The organism is Parabacteroides sp. AT13 (assembly GCF_002272965.1).
GTDB lineage: Bacteria > Bacteroidota > Bacteroidia > Bacteroidales > Tannerellaceae > Parabacteroides > Parabacteroides distasonis.
On sequence record NZ_NQMH01000002.1, the window covers coordinates 19,384 to 35,486 of the forward strand.

Consider the following 16,103-nt stretch of genomic DNA (forward strand, 5'->3'; position numbering starts at 1 on the left):
TTTCGTTTGTTTTATCGACAGAAAGCTGCTTATATTTGCGCAGCCAACTTAAAGTAAGACTATTTAATTTACATACAAAGATGGCAAAAGTAACATTAAAAGGTAACGAGATTCATACGAACGGCGAGTTGCCAAAAGTTGGGACAGAGGCTCCGGACTTTAAGGGTGTAAAAAGTGATTTATCCGAATTGTCGCTAAGCGACTTGAAAGGAAAGAAAGTGGTGATAAATGTTTTTCCGAGCTTGGATACAAGTGTATGTGCGGCATCGGTAAGACGCTTCAATAAAGAAGCCGCTTCGCATCCGGATACGGTGGTATTAGCTGTTTCTAAAGATTTACCTTTTGCGCATGGACGTTTCTGTACTACGGAAGGTATTGATAAAGTGATTACATTGTCAGTGTTCCGGTGTTCATGTTTTGAGGATAAGTATGGGATGCTTCTGGTAGACAGTCCGCTGAAAGGGTTATTAGCCCGTGGCGTGATAGTGGTCGATGGAGCTGGTAAGGTGGTTTATGAGGAACTTGTTCCCGAGATTACTACCGAACCGAATTACGATGCGGCTTTAGCTGCGTTGAAATAAATGTAGTAGATTATTGTTTTTCATTGGTTAAAGTTAAGGGTTAGTGTAGGAGGCCGTCGGATGTGAATCCCGCGGCCTTCGTTTTTTTAATACAAACACGTTTATATGGATAACTGGAAGCGAGTATTTGCCATTATTTGGACGGGGCAGTTCTTATCTATACTGACAAGTTCGATTGTTAATTTCGCGATAGTCTTGTGGTTGAGTCTGGAGACAGGTTCCGCTGAGGTATTGGCATTTGCTACGATGGCCGCTTTGTTACCTCAATCTGTTTTGGGGCTTTTCACGGGGATCTTTATCGACCGGTGGAAAAGGAAGCGGGTGATGATTATGGCAGATAGCTTTATTGCTTTTTGTACGTTGATATTGGCGGTCTTGTTTTATTTTGATTTGGCTAAGATTAGTCATATATATGTGTTATTGGCCCTTCGTTCCGTAGGTTCTGCCTTTCATATGCCCGCTATGCAAGCTTCTGTTCCTTTGCTGGCTCCAAAATCGGAGTTGATGCGCATAGCTGGGATTAATCAGGTGATCCAGTCGGTGTGTAATATCGCCGGGCCCGCTTTGGCCGGTCTATTCATAACGATGATGAAGATGACGAATATCCTCTTATTGGATGTGGCTGGAGCGGCGTTCGCTTGTCTATCGCTCTGCTTTGTCTTTATTCCCGATCCTTCTCATGAGGAACGAAATTCAGAATTGCATCTTTGGAGAGAGGCGAAAGAGGCGATTATGGAAGTCCGTAACCAATATGGGCTATCGTGGTTATTCCTATTGTCTATATTGGCTACATTCGTGATTATGCCGGTAAGTGTCTTATTCCCGTTGATGACGTTGAATCACTTTGCCGGAAATGCTTTCCAAGTGAGTTTGGTCGAGGTTTCATGGGGTGGAGGAGCCTTGCTCGCGGGTGCTTTACTGGGGCTTAAGAAATATCGTTGGAATGAGATACTGTTGATTAATGGGATGTATATAGCGTTGGGATTGACATTCTTGTTTTCCGGGTTGTTACCGGTATCCGGTTTTATCTGGTTTGCGGTGCTGACGGCTTTAGGAGGTGTTTGTGGTTCCCTGTATTTTGCTACTTTTACTACGGTTATCCAATCTCGCATTGATCCGGGAGTTATGGGAAGGGTATTCTCTTTTTACATGAGCTTTAGTATGCTTCCTTCGATGATCGGTCTTTTGAGTACCGGCTTTTTGGCGGATTCTATCGGGCTTGGAAATACCTTTATAATAAGTGGGGGCTTTTTATGTTTGATAGGTATTATATCCTTTTTTATCCCTTCGTTGATCAGTCTGAAAGAGAGTTTTAAGAGATAACGATATCGTATTTAGACACTATTTAATATGAATAAGAAAATACTTCAACTGGCGATACCTTCTATTATTTCCAATATAACCGTACCTTTATTGGGATTGATAGATGTGGCGATCGTGGGACATCTTGGATCTGCTTCGTACATCGGGGCGATCGCTGTAGGCGGGATGCTGTTTAATATTATCTACTGGATATTCGGGTTTCTCCGTATGGGGACAAGCGGTATGACTTCCCAAGCGTACGGGAAACGGGATTTGACGGAAGTTACCCGGATCTTATTCCGGTCTGTCGGGGTTGGTTTCCTGATATCTTTGGGGCTTTTGATACTTCAATACCCTATCTTGAAGGTTGCGTTTACTTTGATCGACGCAACGGAGGAGGTAAAACAATGGGCCTCTCTCTATTTTAATATCTGTATCTGGGGAGCGCCGGCTGTATTGGGGTTATATGGCTTTGCCGGTTGGTTTATCGGTATGCAGAATTCTCGTTTCCCGATGTTTATCGCTATCGCGCAGAATATCGTGAATATTGTGGCCAGCCTATGTTTCGTGTTTGTGCTGGGTATGAAGGTGGAAGGCGTAGCGTTGGGAACACTGATCGCCCAATATGCGGGTCTCCTCATGGCGTTTGCTCTTTGGTTGAAATATTATAAACGTTTGAAAGCGTATATTGATTGGAACGGGCTTTGGGGTAGGGAGGCGATGCGTCGCTTCTTCTCAGTCAATAGTGATATATTTTTCCGGACCTTGTGCTTGGTCGCTGTTACGACTTTCTTTACTTCTACAGGTGCGAGACAAGGGGATGTGATATTAGCCGTAAACACCTTGTTGATGCAGTTATTTACCTTGTTCTCTTATATAATGGATGGATTCGCTTATGCGGGAGAGGCATTAGCCGGTCGCTTTATTGGAGCCAAAAACGATGTGGGGTTACGTAAATGCATTCGCTTATTGTTCCTATGGGGAATCGGCCTCTCATTGTCTTTCACGATCCTTTATGCGTTGGGAGGGAAGAATTTTCTGGGATTATTGACGAACGATACCTCAGTCATTGAAGCTTCCGGGGATTATTTCTATTGGGTGTTGGCGATTCCTTTATGTGGATTCTCCGCTTTCCTTTGGGACGGTATCTTTATCGGTGCCACGGCCACACGCCAGATGCTTTACTCGATGCTTGTGGCCTCGGGCACTTTCTTTATTATGTATTACTTGTTTTATCAATCGATGGGGAATCATGCGTTATGGATGGCTTTCCTTTGGTATCTGTCTTTACGTGGCGGTATGCAATGGGTACTTTGGCGGTTAAAAAAATAAGGCGAGAACCTGTAACTGATCCTCGCCTCATTTTATCCTAGGAAAACCTATTTACTGTTGTTTGTAATAAACTAAGTCCTCACGATTGAAGTTGTTGATGAAGGATTCGATCTTATCAATCTCAGCTTGTCCGTAGTTTACATAAACCTCGGCGGAACGGCGGAAGCTGTCATCTTTGTTTGCGTCTTGCAATAGCAAGTAGCCGAATACGCAATGAGCGGCTGCCTCGACCATACGGCGAGCTTGGAAGTCAATATATTCGTTATCCTTTGTCTCCGTAACCTTGGCTACCACTTTCTCATACTTCTCGGTCATAGCGGCAAGTTTGTTCTTCAGAGCCTCTAATTCCGGCTTATACTCGATCGCTTGGTATTCACGAATCTGGTTCAAATAAGTACCCGTGGTGACGTGGCGGATGGCCGCTACGACTTGCAATTGGGTGGTACCCTCATAGATATTCGTGATGCGGGCATCCCGGTAGATACGTTCGCAAGCGTAGTCCTTCATGAAACCGGAACCTCCGTGAACTTGGATAGCGTCGTAAGCGTTCTGGTTTGCGTACTCGGTAGTCATGCCTTTACCCATCGGGGTGAAAGCATCCGCGAGCTTGCTGTACTTCTTGAATTCTTGACGTTCTTCCGGAGTCAGTTTACGTTCCTTGGATATATCATCCAACGCTTTGTAGACGTCAACGAAACGGGCGGTCTCGTATAACATAGAACGGGAAGCATCCGCTTTCGCACGCATCAAGGCGATAATCTCAGCGATCGCCGGGAACTCGATGATAGACTTACCAAACTGTTTACGATCCAAGGCGTAAGCATAAGCCTCACGATAGGCAGCCTCGCTAAGTCCTACGGCTTGAGCCATGATACCCAGACGGGCACCGTTCATCAAAGCCATTACATATTTGATCAAACCTAGCTTACGATCACCGCAAAGCTCGGCTTTCGCGTTCTTGAATACCAACTCGCAAGTAGGAGAGCCTTTGATACCCATTTTGTTCTCGATACGACGGACATTCACGCCACCATTGCGCTTGTCGTAGATGAACATGGAAAGGCCACGTCCATCCTTCGTACCTTCCTCGGAACGGGCCAATACCAAATGGATGTCAGCGTCGCCATTCGTGATGAAACGCTTTACGCCGTTCAGATACCAGCAACCGTCAGCCTCGTTGTAAGAAGCTTTCAACATAACGGATTGAAGGTCGGAACCTGCGTCCGGCTCCGTCAAGTCCATAGACATGGTCTCTCCGTCGCAAACACGAGGGATGTAACGTTGGCGTTGATCCTCGTTGCCGAACTCGTATAAGGTCTCGGCACAATCTTGTAGACCCCAAAGGTTCTCGAAACCGGCGTCGGCACGGGAAACCAAGTCGGCGGCCATGATGTAAGGGACGATCGGGAAATTCAACCCATTGTAGCGGCGAGGCATAGCGATACCCATCAAGCCGGCCTTGCGAACGGCATCGAGGTTTTGCTGTGTCCCGGAAGCGTACGTGACACGTCCGTTCGCTACCGTGGGGCCCTCATGGTCTACGCCCTCAGCGTTCGGGGCGATAATTTCCCCGCAAATCTCACCAACGATCTCCAATACTTTCTCGTAGCTATCCATTGCGTCCTCAAAATCGATCGGAGCATAATCGTATGTATCCTTGTCGGCATAGCCGCGCTCTTTCAGCTCTACGATACGCTTCATCAACGGATGGTGAAGATGATGCTTCAAGCTGGGATTATCTGTATAGAAATTAGCCATAATCTTACTTACTGTTCTTTTTGTAATACTTAATCATCTTAGGAATCACCTCTTCTACCGTACCATTGATTACGTAATCGGCGATCGTGTTGATCGGGGCGTTCTCATCATTATTGATCGAAATGATGATACCGGCGTCTTGCATGCCGGCGATATGCTGGATCTGCCCGGAGATACCGCAAGCGATATACAATTTCGGACGCACCGTGACACCGGTCTGACCGATCTGACGGTCGTGGTCGCAGAAACCGGCATCGACAGCCGCACGGCTGGCACCTACCTCGGCGTGAAGCTCTTTCGCCAAATCGAACAATAAATTAAAGTTCTCCTTAGAGCCTACGCCATAACCTCCGGCTACTACGATCGGAGCGCCTTTCAGGTTGTGCTTCGCTTTCTCTACATGACGGTCGATCACTTTCACCACATAGTCTGTCTCGGGGACATACTTCGCTACGTCGTGGTGGATCACTTCGCCTTTATAGTTCTCGTCCAAAACCTCCTTTTTCATCACGCCCTCACGAACGGTCGCCATTTGCGGGCGATGTTCCGGGTTGATGATCGTGGCTACGATGTTACCACCGAACGCCGGACGGATCTGATATAATAAGTTCTCGTAGGTGATACCCGCTTTCTTGTCCTCGTGCGAGCCGATCTCCAAAGAGGTACAATCGGCCGTCAAGCCGCTTGTCAAGGCCGAGGATACACGAGGGCCCAAGTCACGACCGATCACCGTAGCGCCCATCAAGCAAATCTGCGGTTTCTCCTCCTTGAACAAATTGATCAAGATAGAGGAATGAGGAAGTGACGTATAAGGGAACAGACCCGGAGCGTCGAACACATGAACCTTGTCGACGCCAAAAGGCAATACTTGTTTCTCTACACCCTCAAGGCCGGACCCGGCAACGATCGCCTCCAGCCCACAGCCCAATTGATTGGCTAGCTTACGACCTTTAGTCAGAAGCTCAAGACTTACATCGGCAACGTTCGTGCCTTCTGTCTCACAATATACAAATACGTTGTTCATAATCTTATCCGATGGTGTGGTTAGCTAACAGTTCGACAATCAAATCCTCTACTTCTTGGTCGGCGCTGGAGATGGTCTTGCTTTCCTTGGCTTGGAAGACGATATTCTCGATCGCTTTTACCTTCGTCGGCGAACCGCTAAGGCCGCATTGAACCAAGTCACCATTCACGTCGGCTACGCTCCATTCTTGAATATCCAAATACGGGCGGGTCTCGTACAATTCCGGGTAGCGAAGAGTCGGCGTACCGTCCTGGTGACAGGCGGGTTGCACGGCCCGTTCCTGTTTACCCATGGCGTGTTTGTACTTTTGTACCAACTTCGCGTTGCGGGGACGGCAGGGAGCGGCGGAGCCGTTCACGGTGATAACGATAGGAAGCGGACCTTCCACGGTCTCGACACCCCCGTCGATATGACGTTTTACGGTGATACGTCCGGCCTCCTTATCAACGTTTAGGATTTCCTCGGCATACGTGATCTGGGTCAGTCCTAATTTCTCAGCGACTTGCGGACCTACCTGTGCCGTATCGCCGTCGATCGCTTGGCGACCACCGATGATAATATCATAATCGTTGATTTTCTTGATAGCCGTGGCAAGCGCATAGGATGTGGCTAACGTGTCGGCTCCGGCAAACGCACGGTCGGTCAACAAAAAACCGCCGTCAGCACCACGATACAAACCCTCGCGGATGATTTCGGCGGCACGTCCCGGGCCCATCGTCAGCAGCGTAACTGTCGTCCCGGGGTAAGCGTCTTTCAAGCGTAACGCTTGTTCCAACGCGTTCAGGTCTTCCGGGTTAAAGATCGCGGGCAAGGCGGCGCGATTGATCGTACCGTCCGCCTTCATGGCGTCCTTTCCCACGTTTCGTGTATCCGGGACCTGTTTCGCTAAAACTATAATTCTTAAACTCATATTATATAGGAATATTAGATTTTTATATTGATGTAATACTTCTACTTTCTTGTTAATCTCGAGGTGCAAAAGTAATCAAACATTCTTTATAACAAAGAACTTTGCGGAGGAAATTGCACACTTGGCGTGTGTTTGAGCATGTATTGCCTGCTGATTACTCGTAGCAATGATAGGTTCTCTTCCGGTTTGAGCCCGGTTTTTTTTTCTCGATGCGCCATTCCCAAGGCTGCGATTTCGTCAGCGTGCGGAAGAACTTGGAGAATACCGAGGGCTGCGAGAAACCCAGCTTGGCGGCGATCTCGGTGATGCTCATGTCCGTCCGCTCCATCAGCTCCTGAGCTTCGAGGAGAAGGTAGCGGTTGCGCCATTCCATCGCCGACATGCCGCCGATGGCGAGGATGGCGCCCCGGAGCTCGCTGGTCTTGAGTTGCATTATGCGGGCGTATTCGCTGGTGTCCATCCGGCCGTACTTGCGGATGAGATAGGCGAAGAGATCGATCAGGTTGTTGCCCGAGGGGCGGTTGCCGTCGAAGTCGGGAGGGACGCCCATCCAAAGCTCTTCTTCGGTGGGTTTACGCTTGAAGACGGTGATAAAGACATCTTCCGGGGGGATTCTCTTGAATGTTTCTTCCATGATGATATGTTTTAAGGTTGTTTTTTCTCAAGGATTTGATCTTGCGATTCTTCCGGGTCAAATCTTTTGGCTATCCAGCCTCTTTACGACTTGTCCATACACGATCAACGCTACGGCGGATACCAAGGCGATCGCACCGAAGTAATACCAGATGTAATGGGCGTTCGCGCTTGCCGCCAGCCATTCCTCGTGAGAGGCGAACAGGGTTGGCTCCGGGCAATACTTGCTTAAAAGGAAACCGGACAGCCCGAATCCGAAGATAGAGGAGAGGAAAGAATGCAAATGGCTGAATCCAAGATAGAGACCTTCTTCTCCTTTGGGTGCTTGCAAGGAGAAATACTCGAGAAAGCGAGGAGAGATGAACGTCTCCGCCAGCCCTTGGAAGACGATACCCACCACCATCATGAAGGCTACGGGATGCATCCCTAGGATCAAGGAATTAGTATCCAGCATATTACCGGATGCCATGCAAAGAGCGGACACCGGCATGATAAACATACCCACCGTCATGGAGGTAAGCGCTGTCCGCTTCCGCATCATCTGTGTTACAAGATTGACTGTCAGAACTACGACTAAAGGGTTTACGTTGGCATACCAAGAAGGAGAGGCTCCCTCGCCGGCCAAACGAAGCACATATTTTGGCATCGTGGCATACAGCTGGTGTTGTACCATCCAGAATCCGGTGATAATGATGATTAATGTAATGAGCCGTCCGTTACTACAAACCTTGATCAAGGCGTTCCAGATCTGCCCGAACGTCTTGCCCTCGCCCGAATGCTGAGCGCTTTTGTAGAAGAACCAGATGGCTAGCAAGGCAAGGAAGGTCATGCTCGCCGAGAAATAGTTCAAGGTAATCAAACCTTCGTTGCCCAACGCCTCACGAAGCGGCTTCACGATGGTCTTCCCGGAGAAGGCCCCGATATTTACCATCGCGTAGAAGATAGAGAAGCCCTTCGCACGGGTTTCCGGCGTAGTCTCTTTAGCGACCGTGCCGGAGATAACGCTCTTGATAAAAGCCCCGCCGCATACGATCAAGGCCATGATAGGGATAATGCCGTACTGAAGATTGCTCTCCAGCAATCCCGTAAAGGTAGTCGTCGTGCTGTATTCAACAAGTCCGGCGGATTGAAGCCAAGTAGGGTAAACAGCCAGTCCTAGATAGCCACAAGTTAACAAAGTGAAAGCCAGTAGCATCGAGTTGCGGAAACCGATCTTATCGGCCAACGCTCCGGCGAATGTGGGCAGCAGATACAGACAAGCGGAAAAGATACCGGCGATGCTGGCGGCCTGAATATCGTTAAAGCCTAAGATGCGGCTAAGATAAAGGGTTATAACGATAAATACGCCATAATAAGCGGCTCGCTCGAACAACTCGACGGTGTTCGCTACCCAGAATGCTTTACTGAATTTGATTTTCTCTTGTTTCTTAGTTGTCATGATATTATTTATTAGTAAGATAGATTAGATGGATAAGTCAAAGAGGAGGCGCAGGCGAGAAAATGAAGAGCTGCGCCTCCTCGTCTTTGTTTTATCGTATAGTAATTACGAATTAGGGCTTTACGGTATACGGTTGGTGGATCGCCTTATCGAAAGCTTTCCAATGCTCATCCGTCATGTTGCCCGGCGTAAACAACGCCACGCCGGCCGCTCCGTTCTCCATGGAGCCTCTTACGGCCTCCTCGATCTCGGACGGGATCAGTCCATGGCCTTCCGGGTCCTTGATATTCGCCTTGTTCTGCCAATCCTCGCAGATGAACAGACCGCTATAAACCGGCTTCTTGCCTTGCACGGCGGCTACTTCCTCTTTCACGATCGGAGCCAGCCAAGAAGCGTCCTCCAGATAGAAATCGTTATAATTCATCGGGAAGAAAGCGTCGATATTCCATTTATTCCATTCTTGACGAACCATCCATTTAGCGTGAGAGTCCGGCCCCGGGAATACGGCGGCGCTCACTTTCTTGCCTTTGCCGTGAACCTCGTCGGCGATGCGATTTACCAATTTCGTGATCAGGTCGCAACGAAACTGCGCCCATTCCGCGCATTTGGAAGGATCCTCTACGGATTTGATGTCGATACCGGTAGCGGCCTTGAAATCGGCCACGCATTTGTCACAGTAGCAATAGTCCGCCGTAGGATATTCCTCGTCCATCACCAAGCCGTATTTTTCCCAAAGTCCGCGGGCCAGGATGACATCCACGTAACGGATATAATCCAGATGGATATAATCCACCTCCGGGATATCGGCTACCTTGCCATATAGATCCAGCAAGAACTCCGCCGTACCTTCTTGGTTCGGGCACAGGCATTTGTAATAAGGGACATAGGCCTGTACGGAATAGGCCGACTCGCCTTTCCGGTTCACGGCGTAGAGGGTGGAGTCCAATCCATGTTGCAACATGGCAGGAATCCATGCGTGGTATTCCATGCCATTGGCATGGGCCGCTTTGGCGGCACGCTGGATTTTCTCCGTGTCGTGGCCGGCGTTGTAGCACATCCCGTCTACACCGTGGGCATGCCATTTACTAAAGTCCGCTTGTAAGGTTTGCTCGGTGGTATTCCCGCCTTCGCCTTGCCATGCGTAGACCTTGACTGTTTTCTCGGGCGCCTTGACGCAAGCCGTCAGAGCGACGGCCGCCAAAGCGATAAAGAGCTTCTTCATATCTCGCAAGCGCATAAAGTCGGGATCAAGTTACGATCGCCATAAGCGTTATCTACACGGGCTACGTTAATCCAGAACTTGCTGTCGTGCAACCATTCCAGCGGGAAGGCGGCCTTCGTGCGGGGATACGCGTGTTTCCACTCGTCGGCGGTCACCTCGTATTCCGGATGCGGGGCGTTCTTCAAGACGTTGTCCTCCTTCGAAGCCTTGCCTTCCTCCACCTCCTTGATCTCGTTCCAGATACATTCCATTACCTCTACGAAACGATCCAGCTCGGCCTTGCTCTCGCTCTCGGTCGGCTCTACCATCAAGGTGCCGTGTACCGGGAAAGATAGGGTAGGAGCGTGGTAGCCGAAGTCCATCAAACGCTTGGCGATATCGCCCTCGTCGATGCCCGAACGCTCTTTTACCGTGCGGCATTCCAAGATCAACTCATGACCTACACGGCCTGTCGCTCCGGTATAGACGATACCGTACGTATCCTTGAACTTAGCGGCCAAGTAATTGGCGTTCAAGATGGCCGTCTTCGTTACTGTCTCAAGACCTTCCGTACCCAGCAAGCGTATGTAAGCGTACGTGATCGGTAGGATACCGGCGCTACCATAAGGAGCCGCGGATACCGTATTCAAGTCGCTGCCCCAAAGCACCGGATGCTGCGGCAAGAACGGAACCAGATGCTCGGCCACGCAGATCGGGCCTACGCCGGGACCACCACCTCCGTGAGGAGAAGAGAAGGTCTTATGCAGGTTCAAGTGACATACATCGGCGCCGATCGTACCCGGATTTGTCAATCCAACCTGCGCGTTCATGTTGGCGCCATCCATATAAAGCTGTCCTCCGCAAGCGTGAACGATGTCGCACATCTCCTTGATGTCCACCTCGAAGATACCATGCGTAGACGGATAGGTAATCATGCTGGCAGCCAAACGCTCCTTGTTCTCCTCGGCTTTCGCACGGAAATCTTCCAGATCGATATTACCATTCTCGTCGCATTTAACGGTTACGGTCTTATACCCGCATTGGATAGCGCTGGCCGGGTTGGTTCCGTGGGCGGAAGCCGGAAGCAAAACGATATCACGATGGCCTTGGCCGATGCTTTCCTGATAAGCACGGATCACACGAAGACCCGTGTACTCGCCAGCGGCGCCGGAGTTCGGTTGCAACGTACAGCCCTTGAAGCCCGTGATCGTGCATAAGTAAGAAGACAGGTTCTCGATCAGCTCCGTATAGCCTTCCACTTGCTCCTCTGGAGCGTACGGGTGGATATTCATGAATTCCGCACGGCTAAGCGGCAACATCGTAGAAGCCGGGTTTAGCTTCATCGTGCAAGATCCCAGCGAGATCATGGATTGGGCCAAGGAAACATCCTTTCGTCCCAAACGGGTGATGTAACGCATCAACTCGGTCTCCGTATGATATTTCTTGAATACGTCTTGCTGCAAGAAATCGGAGGTACGGGCGAATTTAGCGTCGAAATAAGTCTGGGCGGGGATAGACTCGTCCAGCATATAGTCTTTACCTGCGGCGCCGGCGAAGATGTATAATAATACGCCTATGTCCGTAGGCAATGTCGTCTCGTCTATGCTGACGCCTACTTGTCCGGCCTCGAAGTAACGCAAGTTCACCTTGCACTCCAAGGCGATCTCACGCAGCGCGTTCACCGACACGTGTGCGGGAAGCTGTATCTTCAAGGTATCGAAATAATCCTTGTTTAATTGCGTATATCCCAGTTTCTCCAACTCCTTGGCCAAGAATCCGGCCGTGGAATGAATCCGTCCGGCGATGTTACGCAACCCCTCCGCTCCATGATATACGGCGTAGAATCCGGCCATGGTAGCCAACAACGCCTGAGCCGTACAGATATTGGACGTAGCCTTCTCACGTTTGATATGTTGCTCGCGGGTCTGCAAAGCCAAGCGATAAGCCGGATGGCCGTAAGCGTCCTTGGAGATACCGATGATACGTCCCGGGATCGTACGTTTATAATCGTCCTTCGTAGCGAAGAAAGCGGCGGAAGGACCCCCGTAGAACATCGGGATACCGAAGCGCTGGCTGCTACCGAATACGACATCCGCTCCCCATTCTCCCGGAGGAGTCAACAATACCAAGCTCATCAAGTCGGCGGCTACGCCTACCTTGGCTCCGGCGGCGCCCGCACGGGCCACGAATTCCTTATAGTCCTCGATCGAACCATCCGCGTTCGGGAACTGTACGATGGCGGCGAACACGTCCGGCGTGAACTCGAATTTCTTATAATCGCCCACTACCACCTGGATGCCCTGCGGGATCATGCGGGTGTGGATGACGGCCAGCGTAGAGGCGAACACGTTCTCGTCAACGAATACCGTATTGGCTTCCGCTTTCACCTGCGCACGGCTGCGTGAACCATGAAACATGGTAACCGCCTCGGCTGCCGCTGTCGCCTCGTCGAGTAGCGAGCAGTTCGCCAAGGGCAATCCGGTCAGTTCGCAGATAACAGTCTGGAAGTTCAGCAACGCCTCCAAGCGTCCTTGGGATACTTCCGCCTGATACGGCGTATAGGAGGTGTACCAAACCGGGTTCTCGAATACGTTACGTTGGATCGGGGCCGGGCAAACCGTGTCGTACCAACCCATACCGATATAAGAGGTGAATACCTCGTTCTTGGAAGCCAGCTCGGCGATATGCTCGGCGAACTCACGTTCCGTCATGGCCTCCGGGAGGTTCAACGGCTCTTTCAAACGGATGTTGGCCGGAATGGTCTGATCGATCAACTCGTCCAAAGACTTCACGCCAATCGTCTCCAACATAGCGGGAATATCTTCCGCAGAGATGCCCACGTGGCGGTTTACAAACTTATTTGTGTCCATAATTCTAGTATTTTATAAATAAGGATTATTTAATTTCTCATCAATGATTCGTGTCTCGGGGCCATGGCCGGGGTATACCACGGTCTCGTCCGGCAACGACAGTAATTTGTCCTTGATAGCGGCAAGCAGTATATCTTGGTTGCCTCCCCATAAATCGGTACGGCCGATGCTTCCGGCGAACAAGGAATCCCCGACGATCACGAAACCGTTCTTCTTGTTATAGAAAGCCACGCCTCCGGGCGAATGACCGGGAACGCTCAATACCGCCAGCTCGGATTTCCCGAACTTTATGATTTCCCCGTTTACCAGATATTTCCCTACCGGGACGCTTTTCGCCTTCATCGGCAGGCCGAACGCCTTGGCTTGCTCCTCGGGGGAGGGAAGGCCCTCCACGTCCGCTTTATGGGCTTCCGGGCTCAACCCGTAGGTGTTATGGACGAATTCGTTGCCGAATATGTGATCCAGATGGAGGTGCGTACAAAGGTAACGTTTCAGCGTCAGCCCGTTCTGGGCGATAAAGTCGCTTACTTCTTTTTGTTCCTCTTTGCGCAGGCAGCCGCAATCGATAAGGACTGCCTCCTTGGTATCATCGTATAGCAAGTAAGTATTCTCGGAGAAATAGTTTACTTCGAAAGATTTTATCGTAATCATAAGGGTACGTACACTACTTTTTTAGTTTCAAAAAACTCTTCTTTAAAATGGTCTTTCAGATCCATGCTTATCGCTTGGTTCCGGAAAGGCAATATCTCGTGCGCCAGCTCTCCACCTTTCAGGCAAATCAATCCGTTGGGCAATGCGTTGATCTGTTCTTTCTTTATATTCTTGCGGACGATCTTTACCAGATCCGCCAGAGGCATCACGGCACGGCTTACCACGAAATCGAAAAGCTGCTTTTCCTCCTCGCCCCGGCAATGGCGGAAGGATACGTTCTCCAGCCCGATCGCCTCGGCCACGGCTTGTCCCACCTTGATTTTTTTCCCGATACTGTCTACCAGATGGAAATGGGTCTCCGGGAATAAGATCGCCAAGGGGATGCCGGGAAAACCGCCTCCCGTACCCAGATCCATCACCGAGGAACCCGGCTTGAAACGCAGCATATCGGTGATACCCAGCGAGTGAAGCACGTGATGCGGATATAGGTTCTCGATATCCTTCCGTGAGATCACGTTGATCTTGGCGTTCCAATCCGTATATAGGTCATATAGGGCGGCGTATTGCTCTTTTTGCCGGTCGGTGAGATCGGGGAAATAAGATGTGAGAATTGAAAATTGAGAATTGGGAATTGAGAATTTCTCTGTATTTTGTTCCATAGGACATCTGTTTATAGGTTTATCTATCATTAATTTTCAATTCTCAATTTTCAATTTTCAATTAACTGACTTATCGGGCTGTCATCCCGCAGCAAATAGCGGATTTCCTTGTAAGGGAGATGGACGTTCGTGACGCCTACCACGTATGCCGCTATCTCATATTCGTTGAAAGAATAGGTGATGCCCGTCTCGTCTACGAGGAAGTTGCCGTTCGGGAAGATCTCGTCCACGCTAAAGAAACCGATATTTTCCAGTTCCTTGGCGTCGGATACGTTGTTTTGCTTGGCGATCTGATCTACCAATATTCGCGCCAGATTGTCTTGATAGTTGTCCACGAATATCTCCTCCTCGGTGATCGGCTTACCGGTCTTGAGGTTCACTACATGGTTATTGTAGGAATGTGCGCCATGCGCTCCGCCCGTATAGTTCTCGAAGCTTACCGTATAGCTGATGATATCGTCTTGGTTGAAGGCGATATCATCCGACGACATCTCATAGTAAGAGAACCAAGAGCCCACCGGTGTCTCGTCGGATTTCGCCACCTCAGCCTTGTAATCCTCTTCCAGATCCTTATAAGCGGCCAGATAGTCGTCGGTATATTTCCGTACCGCCTCCTCGGGGGATAATTGCTCATAATTCTCGCCGAAATAAGAGGAGACGAACTGTCTCTGTAGATTCTTAAGAACCTCTTTATCCGAATATTTCCGGGGATAAACGAACTTGATCTCTAGATTGCAATTGGGATTATCCGGATTATCTAACAAATGGTAAGTCTTTTCCACGCTGATAGAATCAAACGTGATACTGTTTTCAGAAGCCTTCTTCGTTCCGGTATCGCAACCCGTGGCTAAGATACCTATCAAAAGAAGCGCCAGCATGCTTTCGCGTAAATGCGTTCTCATCGGACTACAGATTTAATTTATTTGTACGCGAATGTACGTTATTAAATTGTATAATCAAATTGCACGATGAAGTTTAATAAGAGGACAACCATACCTTAAATTCCGCCGCCTTATTTTTAGCCACGAAAATGGGTTCGTCGGTCGGGAGGCTCAGATTTATACGTAATCGGCTATCGAACCAGATGGTGAAGCTATCTATTACTTCCTTGGAAAGGATAAACTGTCGGTTTACCCGGAAGAAGCAAGTCGGGTTTAATTTTATCATTAAGGAGTCTAGAGATTTACCGATGGAATATGATTGTCTCTCGCGGGTCACCACGCTACTTTCGCCGTTCGTGTTATAGAAATAAGCGATCGCCTCGGTTTTGATCGGTATAATCCGATCCTTGAATGGGACGAGAATCCGCTTTAGATATTCCGAGCTACAAACCAATTGGTCGATCCGGCTGATATGCTGCCGTACGGTCACCGGATTAAGTCGGTTGTATTTATCTAGTGCCTTTCGCATGCTCTCTAACGTGATAGGCTTCAATAGATAATCGACGCTGTTTACCTCGAATGCCTTGATCGCATATTGGTCGTATGCGGTAGTGAATATGATGGGAACCTCTATGGTGACGCATTCGAAAATATTGAAAGAGTTTCCGTCCGCCAATTGGATATCCATGAAGATGAGGTCGGGCATGGGATGACTACGGAGCCATGTCACGCTATCTACTACCGTATCGAAATGATCCAAGATCTCGATATGCGGATCTATCTGTAGTAATAAGTTCTTGATGTTCTTGTAGGCTGCGGCCTCGTCTTCGATAATGATGATTTTCATGATTGTTTGGATTTAG

14 protein-coding genes are annotated in these 16,103 nt (G+C 49.4%); 3 read left to right on the forward strand and 11 right to left on the reverse strand.

The window, feature by feature from the left end; all coding sequences use genetic code 11:
• The first annotated feature begins 80 nt into the window (after window positions 1-80).
• From tpx to CI959_RS14440, 3 genes are all read left to right on the forward strand, one after another.
• Entirely contained in the window at window positions 81-581 is a 501-nt protein-coding gene (gene tpx, locus CI959_RS14430; protein WP_022193127.1) for a thiol peroxidase, read from the forward strand.
• Between the two features lie 105 nt (window positions 582-686).
• Window positions 687-1,904 carry an MFS transporter gene (locus CI959_RS14435; RefSeq protein WP_005855551.1) on the forward strand — a complete coding sequence of 406 codons (1,218 nt, stop codon included), beginning with the start codon at window positions 687-689 and terminating at the stop codon, window positions 1,902-1,904.
• A 27-nt stretch (window positions 1,905-1,931) separates the two neighbouring features.
• Window positions 1,932-3,215 (forward strand): MATE family efflux transporter, encoded by a 1,284-nt coding sequence (locus tag CI959_RS14440; protein ID WP_005855552.1) that lies wholly within the window; start codon window positions 1,932-1,934, stop codon window positions 3,213-3,215.
• Window positions 3,216-3,266: 51 nt separating this feature from the next.
• Here the strand turns inward: CI959_RS14440 and CI959_RS14445 are convergent, their stop codons facing one another.
• From CI959_RS14445 to CI959_RS14495, 11 genes are all read right to left on the reverse strand, one after another.
• On the reverse strand, window positions 3,267-4,973 hold the full coding sequence (locus CI959_RS14445) for an acyl-CoA dehydrogenase family protein (protein ID WP_005855553.1): 1,707 nt from the start codon (window positions 4,971-4,973) through the stop codon (window positions 3,267-3,269).
• Window positions 4,974-4,977: 4 nt separating this feature from the next.
• A complete protein-coding gene (locus tag CI959_RS14450; RefSeq protein WP_005855554.1) occupies window positions 4,978-5,997 on the reverse strand; it encodes an electron transfer flavoprotein subunit alpha/FixB family protein in 1,020 nt (339 codons plus the stop codon).
• A 4-nt stretch (window positions 5,998-6,001) separates the two neighbouring features.
• Entirely contained in the window at window positions 6,002-6,907 is a 906-nt protein-coding gene (locus CI959_RS14455) for an electron transfer flavoprotein subunit beta/FixA family protein (protein ID WP_005855555.1), read from the reverse strand.
• Window positions 6,908-7,061: 154 nt separating this feature from the next.
• Window positions 7,062-7,541, reverse strand: coding sequence for an AraC family transcriptional regulator (locus tag CI959_RS14460; RefSeq protein ID WP_005855556.1), 480 nt, complete (start codon window positions 7,539-7,541; stop codon window positions 7,062-7,064).
• Window positions 7,542-7,598: 57 nt separating this feature from the next.
• The gene (locus CI959_RS14465) at window positions 7,599-8,978 is read right to left on the reverse strand and encodes an MFS transporter (protein WP_005855557.1); all 1,380 of its coding nucleotides are present in this window, start codon (window positions 8,976-8,978) and stop codon (window positions 7,599-7,601) included.
• A gap of 112 nt (window positions 8,979-9,090) precedes the next feature.
• Window positions 9,091-10,200: a hypothetical protein gene (locus tag CI959_RS14470; protein ID WP_039848705.1), complete on the reverse strand. Its 1,110-nt coding sequence runs from the start codon at window positions 10,198-10,200 to the stop codon at window positions 9,091-9,093.
• Entirely contained in the window at window positions 10,197-13,049 is a 2,853-nt protein-coding gene (gene gcvP / locus CI959_RS14475; protein WP_005855559.1) for an aminomethyl-transferring glycine dehydrogenase, read from the reverse strand. Before gcvP ends, CI959_RS14470 begins: the two co-directional genes overlap by 4 nt.
• Window positions 13,050-13,061: 12 nt before the next feature.
• Window positions 13,062-13,700, reverse strand: coding sequence for an MBL fold metallo-hydrolase (locus tag CI959_RS14480; RefSeq protein WP_005855561.1), 639 nt, complete (start codon window positions 13,698-13,700; stop codon window positions 13,062-13,064).
• Entirely contained in the window at window positions 13,697-14,389 is a 693-nt protein-coding gene (gene rsmG / locus CI959_RS14485; protein ID WP_011966023.1) for a 16S rRNA (guanine(527)-N(7))-methyltransferase RsmG, read from the reverse strand. Before rsmG ends, CI959_RS14480 begins: the two co-directional genes overlap by 4 nt.
• A gap of 20 nt (window positions 14,390-14,409) precedes the next feature.
• A complete protein-coding gene (locus CI959_RS14490; RefSeq protein ID WP_005855566.1) occupies window positions 14,410-15,261 on the reverse strand; it encodes a DUF3298 and DUF4163 domain-containing protein in 852 nt (283 codons plus the stop codon).
• A gap of 73 nt (window positions 15,262-15,334) precedes the next feature.
• Complete coding sequence (locus CI959_RS14495) at window positions 15,335-16,087, reverse strand: LytTR family DNA-binding domain-containing protein (RefSeq protein WP_005855569.1); 753 nt, start codon at window positions 16,085-16,087, stop codon at window positions 15,335-15,337.
• Window positions 16,088-16,103 lie beyond the last annotated feature (16 nt).

What these genes read in the sequence shown, in the direction of transcription:
- CI959_RS14460 (WP_005855556.1), bottom strand. Translation starts at nt 7,541, where the DNA reads ATGGAAGAAACATTCAAGAGAATCCCCCCGGAAGATGTCTTTATCACC.
- CI959_RS14450 (WP_005855554.1), bottom strand. Translation starts at nt 5,997, where the DNA reads ATGAACAACGTATTTGTATATTGTGAGACAGAAGGCACGAACGTTGCC.
- CI959_RS14480 (WP_005855561.1), bottom strand. Translation starts at nt 13,700, where the DNA reads ATGATTACGATAAAATCTTTCGAAGTAAACTATTTCTCCGAGAATACT.
- CI959_RS14490 (WP_005855566.1), bottom strand. Translation starts at nt 15,261, where the DNA reads ATGAGAACGCATTTACGCGAAAGCATGCTGGCGCTTCTTTTGATAGGT.
- gcvP (WP_005855559.1), bottom strand. Translation starts at nt 13,049, where the DNA reads ATGGACACAAATAAGTTTGTAAACCGCCACGTGGGCATCTCTGCGGAA.
- CI959_RS14445 (WP_005855553.1), bottom strand. Translation starts at nt 4,973, where the DNA reads ATGGCTAATTTCTATACAGATAATCCCAGCTTGAAGCATCATCTTCAC.
- rsmG (WP_011966023.1), bottom strand. Translation starts at nt 14,389, where the DNA reads ATGATAGATAAACCTATAAACAGATGTCCTATGGAACAAAATACAGAG.
- tpx (WP_022193127.1), top strand. Translation starts at nt 81, where the DNA reads ATGGCAAAAGTAACATTAAAAGGTAACGAGATTCATACGAACGGCGAG.
- CI959_RS14440 (WP_005855552.1), top strand. Translation starts at nt 1,932, where the DNA reads ATGAATAAGAAAATACTTCAACTGGCGATACCTTCTATTATTTCCAAT.
- CI959_RS14465 (WP_005855557.1), bottom strand. Translation starts at nt 8,978, where the DNA reads ATGACAACTAAGAAACAAGAGAAAATCAAATTCAGTAAAGCATTCTGG.
- CI959_RS14435 (WP_005855551.1), top strand. Translation starts at nt 687, where the DNA reads ATGGATAACTGGAAGCGAGTATTTGCCATTATTTGGACGGGGCAGTTC.
- CI959_RS14455 (WP_005855555.1), bottom strand. Translation starts at nt 6,907, where the DNA reads ATGAGTTTAAGAATTATAGTTTTAGCGAAACAGGTCCCGGATACACGA.
- CI959_RS14470 (WP_039848705.1), bottom strand. Translation starts at nt 10,200, where the DNA reads ATGAAGAAGCTCTTTATCGCTTTGGCGGCCGTCGCTCTGACGGCTTGC.
- CI959_RS14495 (WP_005855569.1), bottom strand. Translation starts at nt 16,087, where the DNA reads ATGAAAATCATCATTATCGAAGACGAGGCCGCAGCCTACAAGAACATC.